General features: G+C 48.3%; 22 protein-coding genes. 1 reads left to right on the forward strand and 21 read right to left on the reverse strand.

Features of this window, described 5'->3' with window-relative positions; translation table 11 throughout:
- Positions 1-10: 10 nt before the first annotated feature.
- The 10 genes from panD to H7F26_RS18195 form a co-directional block, all read right to left on the reverse strand.
- Positions 11-394 (reverse strand): aspartate 1-decarboxylase, encoded by a 384-nt coding sequence (panD, locus tag H7F26_RS18150; protein WP_003182918.1) that lies wholly within the window; start codon positions 392-394, stop codon positions 11-13.
- Positions 394-1,260: a pantoate--beta-alanine ligase gene (gene panC, locus H7F26_RS18155; RefSeq protein ID WP_003182920.1), complete on the reverse strand. Its 867-nt coding sequence runs from the start codon at positions 1,258-1,260 to the stop codon at positions 394-396. Before panC ends, panD begins: the two co-directional genes overlap by 1 nt.
- Positions 1,261-1,262: 2 nt before the next feature.
- The gene (gene panB, locus H7F26_RS18160; protein ID WP_003182922.1) at positions 1,263-2,096 is read right to left on the reverse strand and encodes a 3-methyl-2-oxobutanoate hydroxymethyltransferase; all 834 of its coding nucleotides are present in this window, start codon (positions 2,094-2,096) and stop codon (positions 1,263-1,265) included.
- 249 nt (positions 2,097-2,345) lie between these two features.
- A complete protein-coding gene (locus tag H7F26_RS18165; RefSeq protein WP_009328004.1) occupies positions 2,346-3,329 on the reverse strand; it encodes a bifunctional biotin--[acetyl-CoA-carboxylase] synthetase/biotin operon repressor in 984 nt (327 codons plus the stop codon).
- Complete coding sequence (locus H7F26_RS18170) at positions 3,314-4,507, reverse strand: CCA tRNA nucleotidyltransferase (RefSeq protein ID WP_017473943.1); 1,194 nt, start codon at positions 4,505-4,507, stop codon at positions 3,314-3,316. Before H7F26_RS18170 ends, H7F26_RS18165 begins: the two co-directional genes overlap by 16 nt.
- Positions 4,467-5,648, reverse strand: coding sequence for an N-acetyl-alpha-D-glucosaminyl L-malate synthase BshA (bshA, locus tag H7F26_RS18175; protein WP_009328002.1), 1,182 nt, complete (start codon positions 5,646-5,648; stop codon positions 4,467-4,469). The genes H7F26_RS18170 and bshA overlap by 41 nt, the downstream gene beginning before the upstream one ends.
- A complete protein-coding gene (bshB1, locus tag H7F26_RS18180; protein WP_003182933.1) occupies positions 5,648-6,349 on the reverse strand; it encodes a bacillithiol biosynthesis deacetylase BshB1 in 702 nt (233 codons plus the stop codon). The genes bshA and bshB1 overlap by 1 nt, the downstream gene beginning before the upstream one ends.
- A complete protein-coding gene (gene mgsA / locus H7F26_RS18185) occupies positions 6,342-6,755 on the reverse strand; it encodes a methylglyoxal synthase (RefSeq protein WP_003182935.1) in 414 nt (137 codons plus the stop codon). Before mgsA ends, bshB1 begins: the two co-directional genes overlap by 8 nt.
- A 19-nt stretch (positions 6,756-6,774) precedes the next feature.
- Positions 6,775-7,578, reverse strand: a complete 804-nt coding sequence (dapB, locus tag H7F26_RS18190) for a 4-hydroxy-tetrahydrodipicolinate reductase (RefSeq protein WP_003182939.1) — start codon at positions 7,576-7,578, stop codon at positions 6,775-6,777.
- A gap of 12 nt (positions 7,579-7,590) precedes the next feature.
- On the reverse strand, positions 7,591-7,929 hold the full coding sequence (locus H7F26_RS18195; RefSeq protein ID WP_003182941.1) for a nucleotide pyrophosphohydrolase: 339 nt from the start codon (positions 7,927-7,929) through the stop codon (positions 7,591-7,593).
- Between the two features lie 137 nt (positions 7,930-8,066).
- Here H7F26_RS18195 and H7F26_RS18200 point away from each other — a divergent pair, with 137 nt between their 5' ends.
- The gene (locus H7F26_RS18200) at positions 8,067-8,939 is read left to right on the forward strand and encodes a YitT family protein (protein ID WP_003182943.1); all 873 of its coding nucleotides are present in this window, start codon (positions 8,067-8,069) and stop codon (positions 8,937-8,939) included.
- Positions 8,940-8,981: 42 nt separating this feature from the next.
- Here the strand turns inward: H7F26_RS18200 and ypjB are convergent, their stop codons facing one another.
- From ypjB to H7F26_RS18255, 11 genes are all read right to left on the reverse strand, one after another.
- Positions 8,982-9,782, reverse strand: coding sequence for a sporulation protein YpjB (ypjB, locus tag H7F26_RS18205; protein WP_017473941.1), 801 nt, complete (start codon positions 9,780-9,782; stop codon positions 8,982-8,984).
- A 74-nt stretch (positions 9,783-9,856) separates the two neighbouring features.
- Positions 9,857-10,423 (reverse strand): lipoprotein heptaprenylglyceryl N-acetyltransferase LhaT, encoded by a 567-nt coding sequence (locus H7F26_RS18210; protein ID WP_370510510.1) that lies wholly within the window; start codon positions 10,421-10,423, stop codon positions 9,857-9,859.
- 70 nt (positions 10,424-10,493) lie between these two features.
- Positions 10,494-10,643: a hypothetical protein gene (locus H7F26_RS18215; RefSeq protein ID WP_016885970.1), complete on the reverse strand. Its 150-nt coding sequence runs from the start codon at positions 10,641-10,643 to the stop codon at positions 10,494-10,496.
- 35 nt (positions 10,644-10,678) lie between these two features.
- On the reverse strand, positions 10,679-11,446 hold the full coding sequence (locus tag H7F26_RS18220) for a menaquinol-cytochrome c reductase cytochrome b/c subunit (RefSeq protein ID WP_003182950.1): 768 nt from the start codon (positions 11,444-11,446) through the stop codon (positions 10,679-10,681).
- 32 nt (positions 11,447-11,478) lie between these two features.
- Complete coding sequence (gene qcrB / locus H7F26_RS18225; protein ID WP_003182952.1) at positions 11,479-12,153, reverse strand: menaquinol-cytochrome c reductase cytochrome b subunit; 675 nt, start codon at positions 12,151-12,153, stop codon at positions 11,479-11,481.
- A gap of 2 nt (positions 12,154-12,155) precedes the next feature.
- The gene (locus tag H7F26_RS18230; RefSeq protein WP_003182954.1) at positions 12,156-12,662 is read right to left on the reverse strand and encodes a QcrA and Rieske domain-containing protein; all 507 of its coding nucleotides are present in this window, start codon (positions 12,660-12,662) and stop codon (positions 12,156-12,158) included.
- A 146-nt stretch (positions 12,663-12,808) separates the two neighbouring features.
- Entirely contained in the window at positions 12,809-13,255 is a 447-nt protein-coding gene (locus tag H7F26_RS18235) for a YpiF family protein (RefSeq protein ID WP_003182956.1), read from the reverse strand.
- 81 nt (positions 13,256-13,336) lie between these two features.
- Positions 13,337-13,876: a ReoY family proteolytic degradation factor gene (locus H7F26_RS18240; RefSeq protein WP_003182958.1), complete on the reverse strand. Its 540-nt coding sequence runs from the start codon at positions 13,874-13,876 to the stop codon at positions 13,337-13,339.
- 68 nt (positions 13,877-13,944) lie between these two features.
- Positions 13,945-15,219, reverse strand: a complete 1,275-nt coding sequence (locus H7F26_RS18245) for a tetratricopeptide repeat protein (protein ID WP_061565947.1) — start codon at positions 15,217-15,219, stop codon at positions 13,945-13,947.
- Between the two features lie 233 nt (positions 15,220-15,452).
- On the reverse strand, positions 15,453-16,739 hold the full coding sequence (gene aroA / locus H7F26_RS18250) for a 3-phosphoshikimate 1-carboxyvinyltransferase (protein ID WP_003182964.1): 1,287 nt from the start codon (positions 16,737-16,739) through the stop codon (positions 15,453-15,455).
- A gap of 10 nt (positions 16,740-16,749) precedes the next feature.
- Positions 16,750-17,865 carry a prephenate dehydrogenase gene (locus H7F26_RS18255; RefSeq protein WP_044789891.1) on the reverse strand — a complete coding sequence of 372 codons (1,116 nt, stop codon included), beginning with the start codon at positions 17,863-17,865 and terminating at the stop codon, positions 16,750-16,752.
- Between the last annotated feature and the right edge of the window lie 38 nt (positions 17,866-17,903).

The following is a 17,903-nucleotide window of genomic DNA, read 5'->3' on the forward strand; positions in this document are numbered from 1 at the left end:
GGCAAGGGGGCTACAGAATGGTACGGGCTGGCTCCTGACCCAGCATTTCCTCGATTTCGTTTCTCTCGTTCAAAACGGCAACCTTCGGCTTATGGGTCTTTGCTTCCTCTTCAGACATCATCGCATAAGACACGATGATGACGACATCTCCAACCTGGACAAGGCGGGCGGCAGCTCCGTTTAAACAAACGACGCCGCTGCCCCTTTCACCGGGAATAATGTACGTTTCCAGCCGGGCCCCGTTATTATTATTCACAATTTGCACTTTTTCATTTGCCATCATTCCGACAGCATCCAGCAAATCTTCATCAATTGTCACGCTGCCGACGTAGTTCAAATTGGCTTCCGTCACTCTCGCTCTGTGAAGTTTTGCGCTCATTAACGTACGGTACATCACAAATCCTCCTTTTGATCTGCCGGGATATCGACGATGATATTGTCAATTAAGCGGGCTTTGGAAAACTGAACGGCAACCGCTATGATGACTTTTCCAGTCAATGGATCCCTGATCTCCAGATCGGGATATGAATAAATATCGGCATAATCAATAACACCGCTCGTTTTTTCCAGAATGCTCCGAATCTCCCGCTTAACGGCCTCCGGGTCTCTCTCTCCATTGCGGATCAGCTCGGCGCCGCGCTGAAGAGCTCGGTAAAGAGCGGTTGCTTCCTGCCGTTCTTCAGCTCGCAGATTGACATTTCTTGAGCTTTTGGCAAGCCCGTCTTCTTCCCGTTTTGTTTCGACAGGGATCAGCTCGATATCCATGAAAAAGTCGTTGATCAGCCCGTCGACGACGGCAACCTGCTGGGCATCCTTCATGCCGAAATAAACCCTTGTCGGAGACGTGAGATTGAACAGCTTTGTGAGCACTGTTGCGACACCGTCGAAATGCCCTTCTCTTGAACGGCCGCAAAGGACATCCGTCCGCTTTTTCACGCTTGCGGTAACCGTCGGCTCCTGGCCGTACATTTCTTCAGGCTCAGGAGTGAACAAGACGTCCACTCCTGAGCCGGCCGCAAGCTGACGGTCTCTTTCAATATCTCTCGGATACGCTTCATAGTCTTCTCCCGGACCGAACTGCATAGGATTGACAAAAATGCTCATCACGACAATATCGTTGTCTTTTCGCGCTTTTTCTACTAGCGACATATGACCTTCATGAAGGAAGCCCATTGTCGGCACAAAACCGATGGTTTTGCCTTCCTTGCGGTAATTTTTCGTTAAGTTTTGTATATCTTTTGCTGTATAGATCTGAATCATGCCTATTTCCCTCCGTATAATCCTTCAAGAACTTGCTGATCTATACGGAACGAATGAGCATCTTCAGGAAACACGCGGCTTCTGACATCCTCAACATATCCCCGAAGCGCTTGTTCAAGCGGCTGGTCGATTTGTGCATACTGCTTGACAAATTTAGGCGTCCGGCTTACTCCGTGTCCGACAACATCGTGGTAAACGAGAACCTGTCCGTCCGTGCCAGCACCTGCTCCAATGCCGATGACAGGAATTGTGAGCTCCTTTGAAATCCGTTCAGCGAGCGCTGCCGGGACGCATTCCAGAACGAGCGCCATCGCGCCTGCTTCTTCACAGCGCCTGCTGTCTTCAATCAGCTTGCCGGCGCTTTCTTCATCTTTCCCTTGAACTTTATAGCCTCCCAAAACACCGACGGATTGAGGAGTCAAGCCTAAATGGCTGACAACAGGTATTCCGCCGCGTGTTAAAGCCGTGATCGTCTCAAACACACCGTCGCCGCCTTCAAGCTTCAAAGCATCTGCCCCGCTTTCTTGAACGATCGCCGCGGCATTTTTCAGAGCGCTTTCCAAAGAGCAGTGATATGACATAAAAGGCATATCCGTCACAACAAACGTATCTTTTGCCCCGCGTTTGACAGCTTTTGTATGGTGGATCATATCAGCAACCGTAACAGATACGGTCGAGTCAAGGCCGAGTACAACCATGCCGAGTGAATCGCCGACAAGGATCATATCGACGCCGGCCTGTTCGGCAAGCTTTGCCGCCGGATAATCGTAGGCAGTCAGCATGACGATCGGCTCTCCCTCTTGTTTCATTTTTAGAAAGTCAGTTTTTGTCTTCATGTTTTCTCCTCCTCTTTTTCAGAGGAGATGAGCTGCCGTGCTTGCATCTGCATCTTTTCGGACAGCAAAAAAACCTTCCGGCAAGGAGAAGGATTTCGTATCGTCCGTGTTCGGCAAGAATCATCCCTCTGTCCCAGTCCTTTTTGGATCAAGGCAGACTGTTTTTTTATAAGTTGCATGCTTTCCAGGTGCAGTTCCCAGAGGATACTGCCCATCCGAAGTATACCAAAAACGCATGGATCGTTCCAACTATGACGGATTAATATCGATATCAGCGGAGTATATTTTTTTGATGCCGTCACTCGTTTCCAGGATCAATACGCCTTCTTCGTCGATTCCGAGCGCTTTGCCGTGAAACGTTCCGTTCAGCGTCCGGGCCGTCAATTCGCGGTTCAGGGTCAAAGCATAGCTTTCCCACAAAAGCTTGATCGGTTCAAAACCGTAGGCGAGATAGTCTTCATACCTTTTTTCAAACGTCGACATTATTGTTTGGACCAAAGCCGCTCTGTCGATTTTTTCACCGCTTGCGAGACGAAGGCTTGTCGCTGTTTCTTGTAATTCCTCCGGAAAGTCGGCTGCAAGCTGATTGACGTTGATCCCCGTTCCGACAATAACGGAATGGACCTGATCAGCTTCCGCCTGCAGTTCCGTTAAGATCCCGACCACTTTTTTGCCGTTGATCAAAATATCGTTCGGCCATTTAATTTCGGCTGCGATGCCGGTTTGCTCTTCGATTGCCTGAACGATCGCTACAGCGGCTAAAAGCGTCAGCTGCGGCGTTTTTTGCACGGGAATTTCAGGCCTTAAAATGATGCTCATCCAAATGCCGTTTCCTTCCGGGGAATGCCATGCTCTCGCCATTCTTCCTCTTCCTTCAGTCTGCTTGTCGGCAACGATGATCGTTCCTTCGGGCGCACCGTTGTTCGCAAGTTCGTGGGCGATTTTTTGAGTTGATGAAACGACATCCTGAAAATGGATCGTCTGTCCCATTTTTTTCGTTTTTAACCCGAGCCTGATTTCATCTTCAGTGATCTTGTCGGGTTTTTTTATCATTTTATAGCCGAGCTTTCGGACCGCTTCAAGTTCATATCCCGATTTTCTCAGATCTTCGATATGCTTCCAAACGGCGGTTCTTGAGCATCCGAGCTCTTCGCTGATTTTCTGGCCAGAAATGAATTCGCCGTCTGCCTCGGTAAACAATTGAATGAGTTTCTTTCTTAAATTTGACTGCATGAATCCAGCCACTCCTCTATGGCTTTTTTTTGATTGGCAAGCTCCCCGTTTAACACGGCCCGCTCAATCCGTTTCAAATCATCGGACACCCATTTTCCGGCCGGCTTCTTTCTGAAATTCAGCAGATCGCTTCCAGATACCGCCAGGTCTTTCAGGCTTTTAATCGGAAGCGCCTGGTACGACTGTCTGATTTCAGCCAGCTGCTCTTCATCGATTGCCTGCTTGTCCCTCAAGCTGCGAATGGCAGATGCGGCCAGCAGCGTCTCTTCCCCCGCCTCATACATCGAGACGGCATCCCATTTTTGATCGATCCGTTCAGCCGTATGGAGCGCCTGTCTGATGACTTTCCCCGGAAGCTTCCACCCTTTTAAAAACCGGTGCGCTTCAGCGGGATTGATCGATATCATGTGAATGAAAGCCGCCCATATATCGGCACTTTTTTGAAGTTGATAAAAAGGAAAAGCTCGGGCAGCCAGAACGCGCTCCTTTTTGCCGTCCAGCCCCGGAAGCTCCTTGTAAAGCCCTGTTTCAGCCGCTGCTTCCAGAGCCCGGCCTGCTGCTTTTCCTTTTAAAAGTTTTTCGAATTCAACCGTTTTCCGCTCTGTAGAAATATGGGCCAGGAGCGGACGGTTTTCGCAAATCGCTTTTTTTGTATTTGGAGAAAGCTCAAACTCGAGCTGACTCATAAAACGGAGCGCCCGCAGCATGCGAAGCGCATCTTCGTGAAAACGCTCCGCCGGGTCGCCGACCGTTTGAATCAATCTTTCCCGTATGTCGCGGAGCCCGCCGAAATAGTCGATCAGTCTGCCTTCTTCATCCATCGCCATCGCATTAATCGTCAGATCCCGCCTCTTCAGGTCTTCCTTCAGCGATTTGATAAACTGAACGCCGTTCGGCCTTCTGTAATCCTCATATTCAAGCTCTGCGCGAAAGGTCGTCACCTCGTAGGATTCTCCCTCAAAGAGGACGATGATGGTTCCGTGTTCCTTTCCGACATCAACGGTTTTCGGAAAAATGGCTTCGATTTCTTCCGGGGATGCATCTGTAGCGATATCAATATCGCCGACATCTCTGTTCATTTGGGCATCCCTGACGGCTCCGCCTACAAAGTAGGCCTGCCAGCCGTGTTTTTTCAGCTCACGAAGGAGAGGAAGAGCCTTCAAAAAGAGATCCTCCATTGTCACACTCCCAGTCTGTTAATTGTTGATAAATTTCTTCATATTGCGCGATGATTTTGTTGGAAGAAAAGCGTTCCTTGATGCTTTGCAGCGCCGCTTCCGCAAACTGGCGCTGCAGGCTTTCATCAGTCAGTAAATGAAGCGCCTTACTAGCTGCACCTTCAATATCTCCGACATCGACCAAGTAACCGGATACTCCGTTTTTGATCACCTCGGGAATCCCCCCGATATTTGTGCCGATGCACGGAACGCCGCAGGCCATCGCTTCAAGCAGCACTAAACCGAAGCTTTCCTTCTCGGACAAAAGCAGCTTTAAATCGCTGATGGCGTAAAGCTCTTCTACGCTGTCTTGTTTGCCAAGGAAAAGAACGTCGTCTTTTAATCCGAGCTGTCTGACAAGCTGGCAGATCACGGTCATTTCCGGCCCGTCGCCGACGAGAATCAGCTTCGATTTCATTTGTTTGACAATGCGGCTGAATACATGGATGACATCCTGTACGCGCTTCACCTGTCTGAAATTGGATACGTGGATGATCACTTTTTCATCAGGTGCAATGCCGTACTGCTCTTTCAGCGAATGATGCTCCTGTTTTTTTAAATACACGCGCTCATCCACAAAATTATAGATCGTTTCAATTTTTTTGTTCGGTTTGATCAAATCATACGTTTGCGCGGCAAGAGCCGAAGAAACCGCGGTAACGCGGTCAGACGATTCGATCGCAAACTTGATCAGGTCTTTTAAAGACGGATCATAGCCGAGCACGGTTATATCTGTGCCGTGCAGCGTTGTGACCGTTTTAATGTTTCCGTTCAGCATTTGCTTCGCTAAAAAAGCGGAAATCGCGTGAGGCACCGCGTAGTGGGCATGCAGAACATCAAGCTGTTCCCGCTTTGCCACCTCCGCCATTTTGCTGGCCAAAGCCAAATCATACGGCGGGTACTTAAAAACGGCATATTGATTGACTTCGACTTCGTGAAAATAGATGTTGGAATACACTTTATTGAGCCTGTACGGAACACTTGATGTAATAAAATGAATTTCATGTCCTTTTTCCGCAAGCAGCTTGCCGAGCTCGGTGGCGATAATTCCTGATCCGCCGACACTCGGATAACATGTGATTCCGATTTTTAACTGTTTCATCATCCGCCCCCAAATAAATCGTTGTTTAACAGAAGAGTCCGCTTTGAAAAAAACCCTTCCGCGTATGCGACGCCGACCTCTTTTCCCAAAAGCTTTTCCCTGGCTTCGACCGTTTCAATATATCCGTTTGTCAGCGGTGTTTCAACCGACTGCCGGGAACGGGTGAACTGGCTCTGATAAGCAGCAAGGCCATCCTTTTTTTGATTGATCGTTTCAGAAATGTCGATGACAAACTCAGGTTTGTGAAAACCGTTGATCATATAGTAGTACACGTTTTGGACTTTATGGGCCGGCTGTTTTTCTGCATCTTCGTATTTATGTATACCAGCGGAAAAGACCGCTTCTTCGACGATTTCCGCTGCGTGCCCGTGATCGGGATGCCGGTCCTTTGGATAAGGGACAAAGACAAGCTTCGGTTTATGTTTCCGAATGACGGCAACAACGTCCCTGATCGCCGCCTGGCTGGGAAACAGCCCCCTGTCCGGCAGCGTGAGGGAAATCCGCGGACTGGCGCCGAGAATTTCGGCCGCCAGCGCCGCTTCGCTTTTTCTCGTTTCGACTGTTCCGTTTGAAGACAGTTCAGCCTGGGTTAAATCGCAGATTCCAATTTGAAAGCCTTTTTTAGTATATTTGGCAATGGTTCCTCCCATGCCGATTTCTACATCATCGCTGTGTGCACCGAAAGCAAGTATATCAAGCATCGCGATCCCTGCCGTGGACAATGTTTCTGAACTCAAACGCGCCTTCCTCGACAGAACGGATCAAGATTTCCGCAGTTCCCATGTTGGTGGCGAGCGGAATGGCATAAACGTCAGACAAGCGGATAAGCGCTGACACGTCAGGTTCGTGCGGCTGGGCCGTCAGCGGGTCTCTCAGAAAAATCACAAGATCGATGTCATTTTTCGCGATCAAAGCGCCGATCTGCTGGTCACCGCCAAGCGGCCCCGATTGAAAGCGCACGACGGGCAGCCCTGTCGCTTCAGTGATTTTTAAACCGGTCGTTCCTGTCGCAAACAGCTCATGCTTTTTTAAAATGTCTTTATAAGCGGTCGTCAGCTGAATCATATCCTGTTTTTTTCGGTCATGGGCAATTAAGGCGATTTTCAAAGCGATTTCCCCCTTCTTGTTACTCTATGATATTTTCAAGGCCGTAGACAAGCTGATCGATTTTCATCACTTGTTCAACAGCCAGTTTCACACCAGACATAAAAGATGCGCGATTGTATGAATCGTGACGGATTTTCAGGGTTTGGCCGTCTCCGCCGAACATCACTTCCTGATGGGCAATCAATCCCGGCAGACGAACGCTGTGGAGACGGATTCCGTTTTGATCGGCGCCTCTTGCTCCCGGCAGAATTTCCTTTTCATCCGGGTGCCCCTGCGTTTTCGCTTCGCGAACAGCCGAAATCATTTCCGCCGTTTTCAAGGCCGTTCCGCTTGGCGCGTCAAGTTTTTGATCATGGTGCTGTTCAATGATTTCAACATCGGTAAAATAGTTGGCAGCCATTTGCGAAAACTTCATCATCAGCACGGCTCCGAGCGCGAAGTTTGGCGCGATGATAGCTCCGATTCCCTTCTCATCGGTCAGTTCCATAAGCTCGTTCAAGTCGCTCTCAGAAAATCCTGTCGTTCCCACAACAGGACGGACGCCGTGCTCCAACGCGATTTTTGTATGTAGCTTGCCGATTTCCGGCGTTGTCAAATCAATCAGAACATCCGGAGACGTTTCTGAAAAGCATTCCGTGATATCGGTGTAAATGACAGCATCTGAACTTGACGTCATCACATCTGACAGCTTTTCACGGTTATATGTACGGTCGATTGCACCGACAAGTTCAAAATGTGCGGTATCTTCAACAAGTTTGACCGCTTCGCTTCCCATTCTTCCGCGCGGTCCTGCTATTGCGATTTTAATGGTATCCTTTTGCATCTTGATTCTCCTCTACTTTCCTTCTTCTTTTCTTGTCCAGCGATCTTTATCACGGGTGTTGAACTTCTCCATGACCATATCATGCGCTTCATCCAATGATATATGAAGCGAATTCGCAAGACAAACTAAAACGAACAATACGTCGCCGATTTCTTCTTCGATCTTTTTTTCCGATTCGGTTTTTTTCTTTGGTTTTTCTCCGTAATGATGGTTGATTTCCCTCGCCAGTTCGCCAAGCTCTTCCGTCAGTCTGGCCATCATGGCAAGCGGACTGAAATAGCCTTCTTTAAACTGGCCGATATATTCGTCGACTTCACGCTGTATATCTTTCATCGTTTTTTCTTTCGTCATGCTGGCAAAACCTCCTGTCATCTCTTACATGTTAGCGAATTCAAACAAGTTTGACAAATGTTTAAGACGAGTTTGCTGTTTTAAAACGGATACACTATAATATTAACGCCAGCTTATGGAAGGAAAGGAGTTTTTTTATGTTCGGAGACATCAGAATGAAGAACGTCCTGTTTATTTTAGCAGGCGCCGCTGTTTTTTCCTTTGGACTCGTTCATTTTAATATGCAGAACAACTTGTCGGAAGGCGGTTTTACCGGCATTACCCTGCTGCTTTATTTCCTGTTTAATATCGATCCTTCCATATCCAATCTGGTGCTGAACATCCCGGTCTTCTTCATCGGCTGGAAACTCCTCGGCAGAACGGTCTTCTCATACACCATTCTCGGCACAGTCAGCCTGTCGGTGTTTTTATGGATTTTTCAGCGCTTCCAGATTCATATGCCGCTTCAAAACGATCTTGCGCTCGCGGCACTTTTTGCAGGCGTGTTTATCGGCACCGGATTGGGCATTATTTTCAGATACGGCGGAACAACGGGCGGCGTTGATATTATCGTGCGGCTGATCAACAAATATTTTCAAGTGCCGATGGGCAAAGCCATGTTTGTGTTTGACGCCTGCGTCATTACATTATCCCTTATTTTTTACCTTTCCTATAAGGAAGCAATGTACACGCTTGTTGCCGTATTTGTCGCCTCAAAGGTCATCGACTTTATGCAGGAAGGCGGTTATGCCGCAAAAGGCGCCACCATCATCTCTGAAAAGAACGACCAGATTCAGCGCAAAATCATTGAAGAAATGGAAAGAGGCGTCACAGTTTTAAAAGGTCAAGGGTCTTATACGAAGACGGAGCGGGACATTTTATACTGCGTCGTTCCGAAAAATGAGGTTTTCCAGCTGAAAAATGTGATTACTTCGGTCGACCCGCACGCTTTTGTAGCCGTAAGCGACGTACACGACGTGCTGGGAGAGGGTTTTACGCTTGATGAGAACAAAAATCCCATCACCCGCTGATTGAAGGTCAGCAAAAAAGAAGCTCGCGATCAGCGGAGCTTCTTATTTCGGCCAATCTTTTTCTCTTTTTCTGCGCCTGTCCTCTTCGGCTTTATACTTTCTGAAACCGACGTATGTCAGCGTCGAGAGGATAATGCTTCCCGTCGTCAGGATGACCCATAGCAGGGAAGGGTCTGCATCATCTTCTTCTACTTGATCAAACACATCTTCCAAATCTTTTTCCAAAAGCGTCAGCCTTTCCAGCTTGCTGCTTTCCGTCATTTGCTGGAAGCCTCCGTTTTCCACGACTGCAATATGGTTGGAGACGCTTTTTAACTGCTTTGGCGAAACATCGATCGTTAAGCTTGGATAAATCGTATCATACAAGGATAAAAAATGATTCCACTTTTCCCTGAATGTCAAGTTGTCTTCTTTCTGAATCCCGGCTTTCAAAGCGCTGAAAGAATCCATGATCGGCTTTTTCAAACTGCTCCACAGCGGATCATGATCTGATTTAATGGCGTCCATCAGCATTCTAAACTGGGCGGCGGCTTTAAATTTCTCCTGGTGTGCGACCTCTTCGCTTTCCAGACTTTTCAGCGTATCATGATAGGCCAGACTGACCTGGCGGATTTCCGAGCCTGTCATCATATCCTCTGTCCCGTCTTTCTCCGCAGCTTTCAGCCTTTTTTCAAAGTATTGAAGAATTTGTACCGCTTCCTCATATTGAGACTGCCTTGTTAGCTGGAATACCGTATCCGACAGTTCCGTCAATTCCTGCAAAGCCGATGATTCTTTCGCTTTCAAACCGGCCGCAGGAAAAACAAGCGCAAGCATCATGCAAAGGATCACCTTTCGTATCATTACGGTCCCTCCCACTCCTTCTATTAAAGCGTATGAAGAGAGGGACAAGGTTAGACCAAGATTGTGAAGCAGTGTTACAGCTTAAAAGCTTTTCGGGACAAGACAAGGTAGTAGGCCAAACCGATCGAAGCGATGCTGAGCCAAAATGTAAAATAGCCGATCTGCGGCATATATTGATCGAGCATAGAATAATTCGGCATCATTCCAAACAAGTAATCAATGGCATCGTTATGCAGCGTCCAAACAGCCGCAAGCGCCAAATGCCACCCTTTGAACCGGAAATGCGGGGCGTACAGCACGCCTTGCACAGCCATTGCGAAGTGCGACGCGATCAGCATATACCCCGTCCAATGAAGGCTTCCGGTCACCACAAGCACGAGAACATTCATTACAACCGCCCACAGCCCGTATTTGACAAGCGTAACAAGCGCAAGCGCCTCAAAAAGCGGAGCATTCCTTCCCAATAAAAGTCCGATGAGAACGAATAAAAAGAACAAGGTCGCCGTCGGGCTGTCGGGAACGAAGATCAGAAACTTCGCTGGCGTATTCGTCAGCTGCGGAAGGTACCAATAATACCCGTAAACCGTACCGAAGAAATTAATGATCAAAAGCAGCAGAAGCATCGGCTTTTGAGCGAGCATGTAGGAAATCAGTTTCAAAGCAATCAACTCACAGTCTCTTTAAATAAAAAAAGCCGCCGCCGGGTCAGCTTCACAGATTGACCGCAGAACACCTGTCGAGAAGCGGCGGCCTTTCCAGCTTCCGTGCCGGTTCACTGTCAGCAGCGGTCAAAATTGAAAAGGCCATCGACATTGTCGACAGCCCGAGAGGCTGACTTGCCGTCAGCTTCAGCTCTATCAAGAGTATAGCCTGCCTTCATCAACTTGACAACCGTTTTATTTCGCCGTTGTTTCGGAGATGAATTTAGACAGTTCTTTAAGCTCTTTGTCAGATCCTTTAAAAACGCCGGCAGGCATTTCGCCTTTTCCTTCCTTGGCGATTTTCGCAATCTCTTCAGGAGACAAGCCGTTGTCAACGAGAGACGGGCCTGCCGCTCCTCCCTGCATGTTGTCTCCGTGGCACGAGATACAGCCCTGCTCCTGATAAATCTTATAGCCTTCCGCACTCGTATCAATATCGGCCTCTTCCTTGATTTTACCCTGCTCTTCTGCAGCGGCCCAGTCGTGAGTGACAACGGACTGCCACGTTAAGAAAACCGTCGCTGAAATCGCCAAAAGCATCAACCCTACGGCAACCGGGCGTTTAAACGGCCTTCTTTCAGGGCCTCTGTCAAGAAACGGCGCCAATAAAAGCGCTCCGAACGCAATTGTCGGGATAATAATCGCGCCGACAACCGTATACGGTCCGGCAGCATATTCGTATTTCAGCAATTGGTAAAGAAATAGAAAATACCAGTCTGGCAAAGGTATGTAGCCGGTATCGGTCGGATCTGCCATCCGCTCGAGCGGAGGCTCATGCACGATGGTCAGCACGAGAAAACCGACAAGGAAAACCGCTCCGACCATCCATTCTTTCAGCAGGAAATTCGGCCAGAACGCTTCCGTTTTCCCTGGAAATTCGGAATAATCTTTTGGAATATTCGGTTTTCTTTCCGCCGGGATCCGTGAATCACCGACAAACTTCATCCCTTTTCCCCTTTTCATGCCATCCCCTCCTTCTCAATTGAGTCGCTCGTTTACAGCGGCCCAGAAATTCCTTGTTTGCGAATCATGATAAAGTGTGCAGCCATCAGTCCGAACAGAGCGGCTGGCAGGAAAAAGACGTGTATGGCAAAAAAGCGCGTCAACGTCTGAGCCCCGACAATATCCGGATGACCGGCAAGCAATGTTTTAATTTCCGAGCCGATCAGCGGCGTCGCCTCAGCAATCTGCAAACCTACTTTTGTCGCAAACAGAGCTTTCATATCCCAAGGCAAAAGGTAGCCTGTAAAACCTAAACCAAGCATGACAAAGAAGATTAAAACGCCGACAATCCAGTTCAGCTCTCTCGGCTTCTTATAAGCCCCCTGGAAGAAAACCCTGAGCGTATGAAGAAACATCATCACGATGACCAAGCTTGCACCCCAGTGGTGCATTCCCCTTACAATCTGTCCGAACGCCACTTCATTTTGCAAATAATAAACAGATTCCCAGGCATTTTTAATATCCGGAACGTAGTACATCGTCAAAAACATGCCGGACAGCACCTGAATCACCGTCACGAAAAACGTCAATCCCCCGAAGCAGTACACGAAAGCTGAAAAATGGTGAGCCGGGTTTACGTGTTCAGGAACTTCATGGTCGGCGATGTCCCGCCAGAGCGGCGTAATATCAAGTCTTTCATCCACCCAGTCATAAATTTTGTTTAGCATGATCACCCATCCTTCCTCGGCTTGGCTTTCCCTAAGTAAAGGTAGCCGTCTTTAACCTCTTGCTCATAGCGGTCCAAAGGAGCAAGAGGCGGAGTTCCGGGCACGTTGGTACCATCCTTTTCATAAAGTCCGTAATGGCACGGACAAAAGAACTTATTCGGATTTTTAGGATCGCTGTTCCAGTTGACCGTACACCCCAAATGTTTACAAACCGGTGATAAAGCTACAATTTCGTCCCCACTTTTGAAAACCCACGCCGATCTCGATTCTTCCGATTCGTACCAGGCATCCACTTGTTTGATTTTAAAATCGAAGCGCTGCGGTTCATTTGTCAATTCATCAACGCTGACAACCTGAACCATGTCCTGATCTTCAGTCGGCCTTAAAACCGGATCGAGCGCGAAGCGAACCATAGGCATGAGCATCCCCGCCGCCATAAAGCCGCCGACTCCGGTCAGCGTATAGTTTAAAAACTGACGTCTGGATACCCGATGTCTTTTTTCGCTCATCTTCATATCCCCCCTCAAGTCCCCAGCTACAATATAACTGAAATAGAAAAAAATTCATGAAACTAGGACACCCTCATAATATATCAATATTTTAGGAAGGTCAACATTCCCAAAATCATTATACAAAGGAAATGTAAGTGTTTTTATCAAGAGTTCCAATATTGTAACAAAATGTTCAATATTTGCTCAATTTGATCTTCCAGCAGCTTCTGCTTTAACGAATCCTTCATATGTTCGAGAGGAATCGCCGGAACCCACAGCAGCTTTTGCTCGCTGTCGAGCATCTGCTTCCAGCGTTCATCCGTCGTTAAAAAAACGATGTGGCGAAAATGTTTTTCGGCCATTTCTTTTAAATCGGCGATATGCTGCGCCGATTTTTCATCCGCTTCTAAATATGTACAGGGCGGAAACAGGTAGATTCTGCCCTTCAGCTGCCTTTCGAGTTCTTCTGCAAGTATAGACGTAAATTCCCCTTTTGATACGGCCGATTTAAACTGATCTCCAAGATCAACCGATATTAAAGGGATGACAGCTGTATCGATGTATTCTTTCGCGTTCAAGTAAACATCCGCATCGTGCGTATTCCATTTCACGGCTTTCGTCCTCCCCGTTTTGACAGCGCTTTCTCAGAGCTGAACAAGCCTTGCTTTCGGCAAGGCTTGATTGGCAGCGGATTATCGCAGCTGGCTCAGTTGTTTAGCTAGTTTTTCGAAGCTTTCTTTATCCTGGCGGTCAAGCGCTTCGTCGATTTCCCGCAGCAGCTTTTGTCTCTGAAAAGTGGCAATGGAATGCTCCAAAATCTGTTCAGCGACAATTTTATCTTTTTCATTTTCATATAGGTCTTTCGGAATATGCGGATTGGCTTCGAGTACAGCCGCATATTCCGGAGAATTATAGGCTGAGCGGAAGTTCAGCTGGATAAAGAGATCCTGCTGCTTATTCAGCCTGATATCATGAAATGATTTTTCTGCATCGGTCGTCATGACATTTTCTTTATAAAAACGAAAAGGCACTTCCTCAACGCAGTGGGTAGACATGATAATGCCCCTCGGACAAAATTCGGCCTGCTCGACAAAATGCACTTTTTCCATCAGCGAGTCATGGCTCATTAAATAATTCAGAATCCATACACACTCTCTTCGTTTCAGCTGATAATGGTTGAGAAACCAGCGGATAAAATCTTTTTTTTCATTGACAGAAACAGGGGTCTGCATGTTATTCCCTCCTCTATCGCATCTTGTGTATTACTTTATAAATTCCACACAAACCGATCATATCCTGCTTATTCAAAGGAATTTTCATCTTCGATTCTGAAAATCGTCTCCTGGACTTCCTCGTTTGCCGGGTCGAGCTCTGCCAGTTTTTTCAGCAGAGGCAGCGCTTCTTTCCGCCGTCCTTCTTCAAGCAGAAACATGGAATATTCGTAAAGGAAATCGGCGTCATCCCGATAGTGCAAAAATGCGTTCTCATATTCCTCGCGGGCTTTGTCGTACGCTTCGGTCCGGGCGAACGCCGATGCCAGATGCCAGCTGAACTTCGGATCATCCTCTCCGTATTTGCGCACTTCCCGAACGAGTTCAATGATGCTCTCATCGTCTTCTTCTTCAAGAAACAGGGCAAGCAGTGTATGAACGGCTTCCAGATATCCGGGATCCAGCGCCAGCGCTTCACGAAGCAGCTCCTTCGCTTCCGAATGCCTTTTCGTTTTTAAGGCTGCTTTTGCAGCAGAAAGATAAAGCTCTTTGTTGAATTCATCGACACGGATTCCTTCTTTTGCCGTTTCGAATGCTTCCTCATAAAGCCCTTCTGTTTCAAAGCTGTTGGCCAGAGGCTTGTAAAGCGAAGAATAAGCGGGATCCATTTCCTTCAGCTCTGTCAGCTGTTTAATCGCAGTTTTAGGATACCCCGCTTTCAGTGCCGTAAAACCAAAGCCGAACAGTGTGTTGGGCTCGGGGTTCTCCTTGACGGCTTTTTCATACCATTCAAGCGCTTCTTCAAACGCTCCGGATGAACTTAATGATTCCGCCAGCCTTTGGTACACATTGACGCCGCCGATGACGGCTTCTTCTTCGGCCGCTTTTTTGAATTGACGGACCGCTTTGCCGTAAGCTCCCTGAGTAAAATACAGCTCTCCCAAAGCAAAATCGATAACCGGCTCATCCGGCAAAATGGCTTGCGCCTTTAACAGCTTTTGCTCGCTGACTTCAAACAGACCCTGCATCTGATAGAGATCAGCCATTAAAAGCAGGCACTGCGGGTACGCCTCGTCTGTTTCCGGAATCGTTTCGAGCACGCTGAGCGCTTTTTCTTCCTGATCGGTTTCGATGAGGAGTTCGGCATAAAAGCATGTCAGTTCTGTTTCATCCGGATACAGTTCATGGAGGTCAGTCACGATGGCGATAGCCTTATCGACAATTCCCCATTCGTAATACAGCTGGGCTGCTATGGCTTTGTCTTCATCATGAAGGTCAGACTCGATATCAGCAAGTTTTTTCAATCCGCTTTCCGGGTGGCCTGCTTCAACTAATTTTATGGCTTCTTGAATAGAAGTATTCAAATCTAAACGTCCCTTTCTTTCGTCAATTCATCACCGGCCGTATCAGCCGGCATATCGCGGTGAGTTACTTACTATCATAATTCACGCGGCGGTTTCCGGCAAATATGTTGCCCGCACAGCTGTATGGAAGCAGATTGATTCTGTTAAGACAAGCTATGCCGAAAACATTCGTTTTATGAGCAAATGCCCGGCTTTCATGATTTTCCGGGCAGAAAAAGCCTGAGCACAATGCTTCAGGCTTTTTCTGCAAGCTTTTCGATATGTTCAAAAAATGAAGGATATGAGACGCTCACAGCTTCGGGCTGTAATATGTCGATCGGCTGCTCGCAGATGCAGGCGGCGATCCCCAGCATCATTCCGATCCGGTGGTCCCCATGGCTTGAGACCTTCGCGCCGCCTGTAAGAGGCGTCTTGCCGTGAATCTTCATCCCGTCTTCCGTCGGTTCGATGTTCGCACCGATTTTTTTCAGCTCTGAGGCGACGGTATCGATCCGGTTCGTTTCTTTTACTTTGAGTTCAGCCGCATCTTTAATGACCGTCGTCCCTTCAGCCTGTGTTGCTAGAAGCGCGATGATCGGTATTTCATCGATGAGGCGCGGGATCAAATCGCCCGAAATTTCGGCTGCCTTCAAAGAGGACGTTTTGATTCTCAGATCGCCGTACGGCTCGGTATTTCCTGTGTCCTTTTCTTCGATTTCAAGATCGGCTCCCATTTCTTTCAAGACATCGATGATTCCCGTCCTGGTCGGATTGAGTCCGACATTGCGAAGCACGACTTCACTGCCAGGAACAAGCGATGCTGCTGCCAGGAAAAACGCAGCTGATGAAATATCACCCGGCACAAAGACTTCTGCTGCTTTCAGCTGCTGCCCGCCCTCAATGGACACGCTCGTTTCATCTTCCCGAAGGCTGACGCCGAACATAGACAGCATCCGTTCCGTATGGTCTCTTGATTTATGAGGCTCCGTCACCGTTGTGGTGCCTTCGGCCTGCAGACCCGCAAGCAGAACGGCCGATTTGATCTGCGCACTTGCAACAGGCGACTGAAAATCGATCGCCTTCAGATGTCCGCCGCGGACAGAAAGCGGTGTGTATTCCCCTCCGGCGCGGCCGTCGATTTTCGCCCCCATTTTTCGAAGCGGTTCTGTAACACGCTTCATCGGCCTTTTGGCGATGCTCTCATCGCCGGCAACCGTACTGTGAAACGGACGCCCCGCCAAAATGCCGAGCATCAGCCTGATCGTCGTTCCGGAATTCCCCACATCGAGGAGCTCGGCAGGCTCAGCGAGCTGATCGAGCCCTTTGCCGCGGACGGTGACATCACTGCCATTCTGTTCGATTTCGACACCCATTTTCCGAAAGCAGGCGATCGTGCTCAAGCAGTCGGCTCCTGGCAAAAAGTTTTTGATGACCGTTTTCCCTTCTGCCATGGCTCCGAACATAACAGAACGATGGGAGATGGATTTATCTCCCGGAATATGAAGCTCTCCCTTTAGTGAACTGATTTTTCCTCTTTTCATGTGTTCCACCTCAATCAGCATAAAATGTTTCGTATTTTGCGCGGGTTTGGATGCATTTTTCGGCGCGTTTTCGATCTTCATCGGATTGAAAGCTGATTCTGAGAACACCGTTTATGTCTTCCCTTGTTTCGATAATCCGGATGTTCGTAATGCTGATTTGCTCGTCGGCGAGGATCACCGTAATTTCCGAGATGACCCCCGGATGGTCCGGGACATCGACATAAAGATCGTAAAAGGAAGGAATCGCGCCTTTTTGCCGCAAAGGCAGACCGTCGCGGTATTCCTTGGCTTGCCGAAAAAATTCAAACAGCCCGTCTGCATCTTCATTTTCGACAAAAGACTGGATTCTGTCCAGCTCTTGTTTCCATTCGTCAAACCGCTCCAATATTTTATCTTTATTGTGCAAGAGAATATCGCGCCACATCGCCGGGCTGCTTGAGGCAATCCTCGTGATATCGCGGAAGCCTCCTGCGGCAAAACGCTTGACGAGCGGGTACTGATCTTCGAATTTGACGGTCTGGTGGACGAGACTCGCCGCCACGATATGCGGAAAATGGCTGATCACGCTTGTAACAGCGTCATGTTCAGCAGGAGACATTTCCACAAACTTTGCATTTGTTCCTTTGAGCAGATCTTTTAAAGAAGCAACCGCTTCTTTGCCGGCGGAGCCGGATGGCGTCAAAATATAAAACGCGTTCTCGAAAAGGAAGTCTTTGGCGGCAGCGACGCCCGATTTATGCGAGCCTGCCATCGGATGGCCTCCGATAAACCTGTAGTCATCCGGCAGCACTTTTTCGGCATGGCTGACGACCTTTTGTTTCGTGCTGCCGACATCTGTAATGAGCAGCTTTTTCTTGATGCCTGAAGCGGCAAGCTCATCAAGCATGTGAAGCGTCTGTTCGACCGGCGCCGCTAAGAAAACAGTCGACGCTTCTTTCACCCCTTCTAAAAAAGAAGCGGCCGGAGCATCAATTACGCCAAGCTTTTGTGCAGCCCTTGCCTGCTCTTCTGACACGTCAAACCCGATAATCCGTTTGCCCGGGTGTTCCTTTTTGATGGCCAGGGCGATCGAACCGCCGATTAAGCCCAAACCGGCCAACAAAATCGTTTCATTCGGTTGAGTCATTTTTTATCACCTAGTTCATCAATAGACTAAAGAGGTGA

The sequence above is a fragment of the Bacillus sp. PAMC28748 genome (assembly GCF_014250415.1).
GTDB lineage: Bacteria > Bacillota > Bacilli > Bacillales > Bacillaceae > Bacillus > Bacillus licheniformis.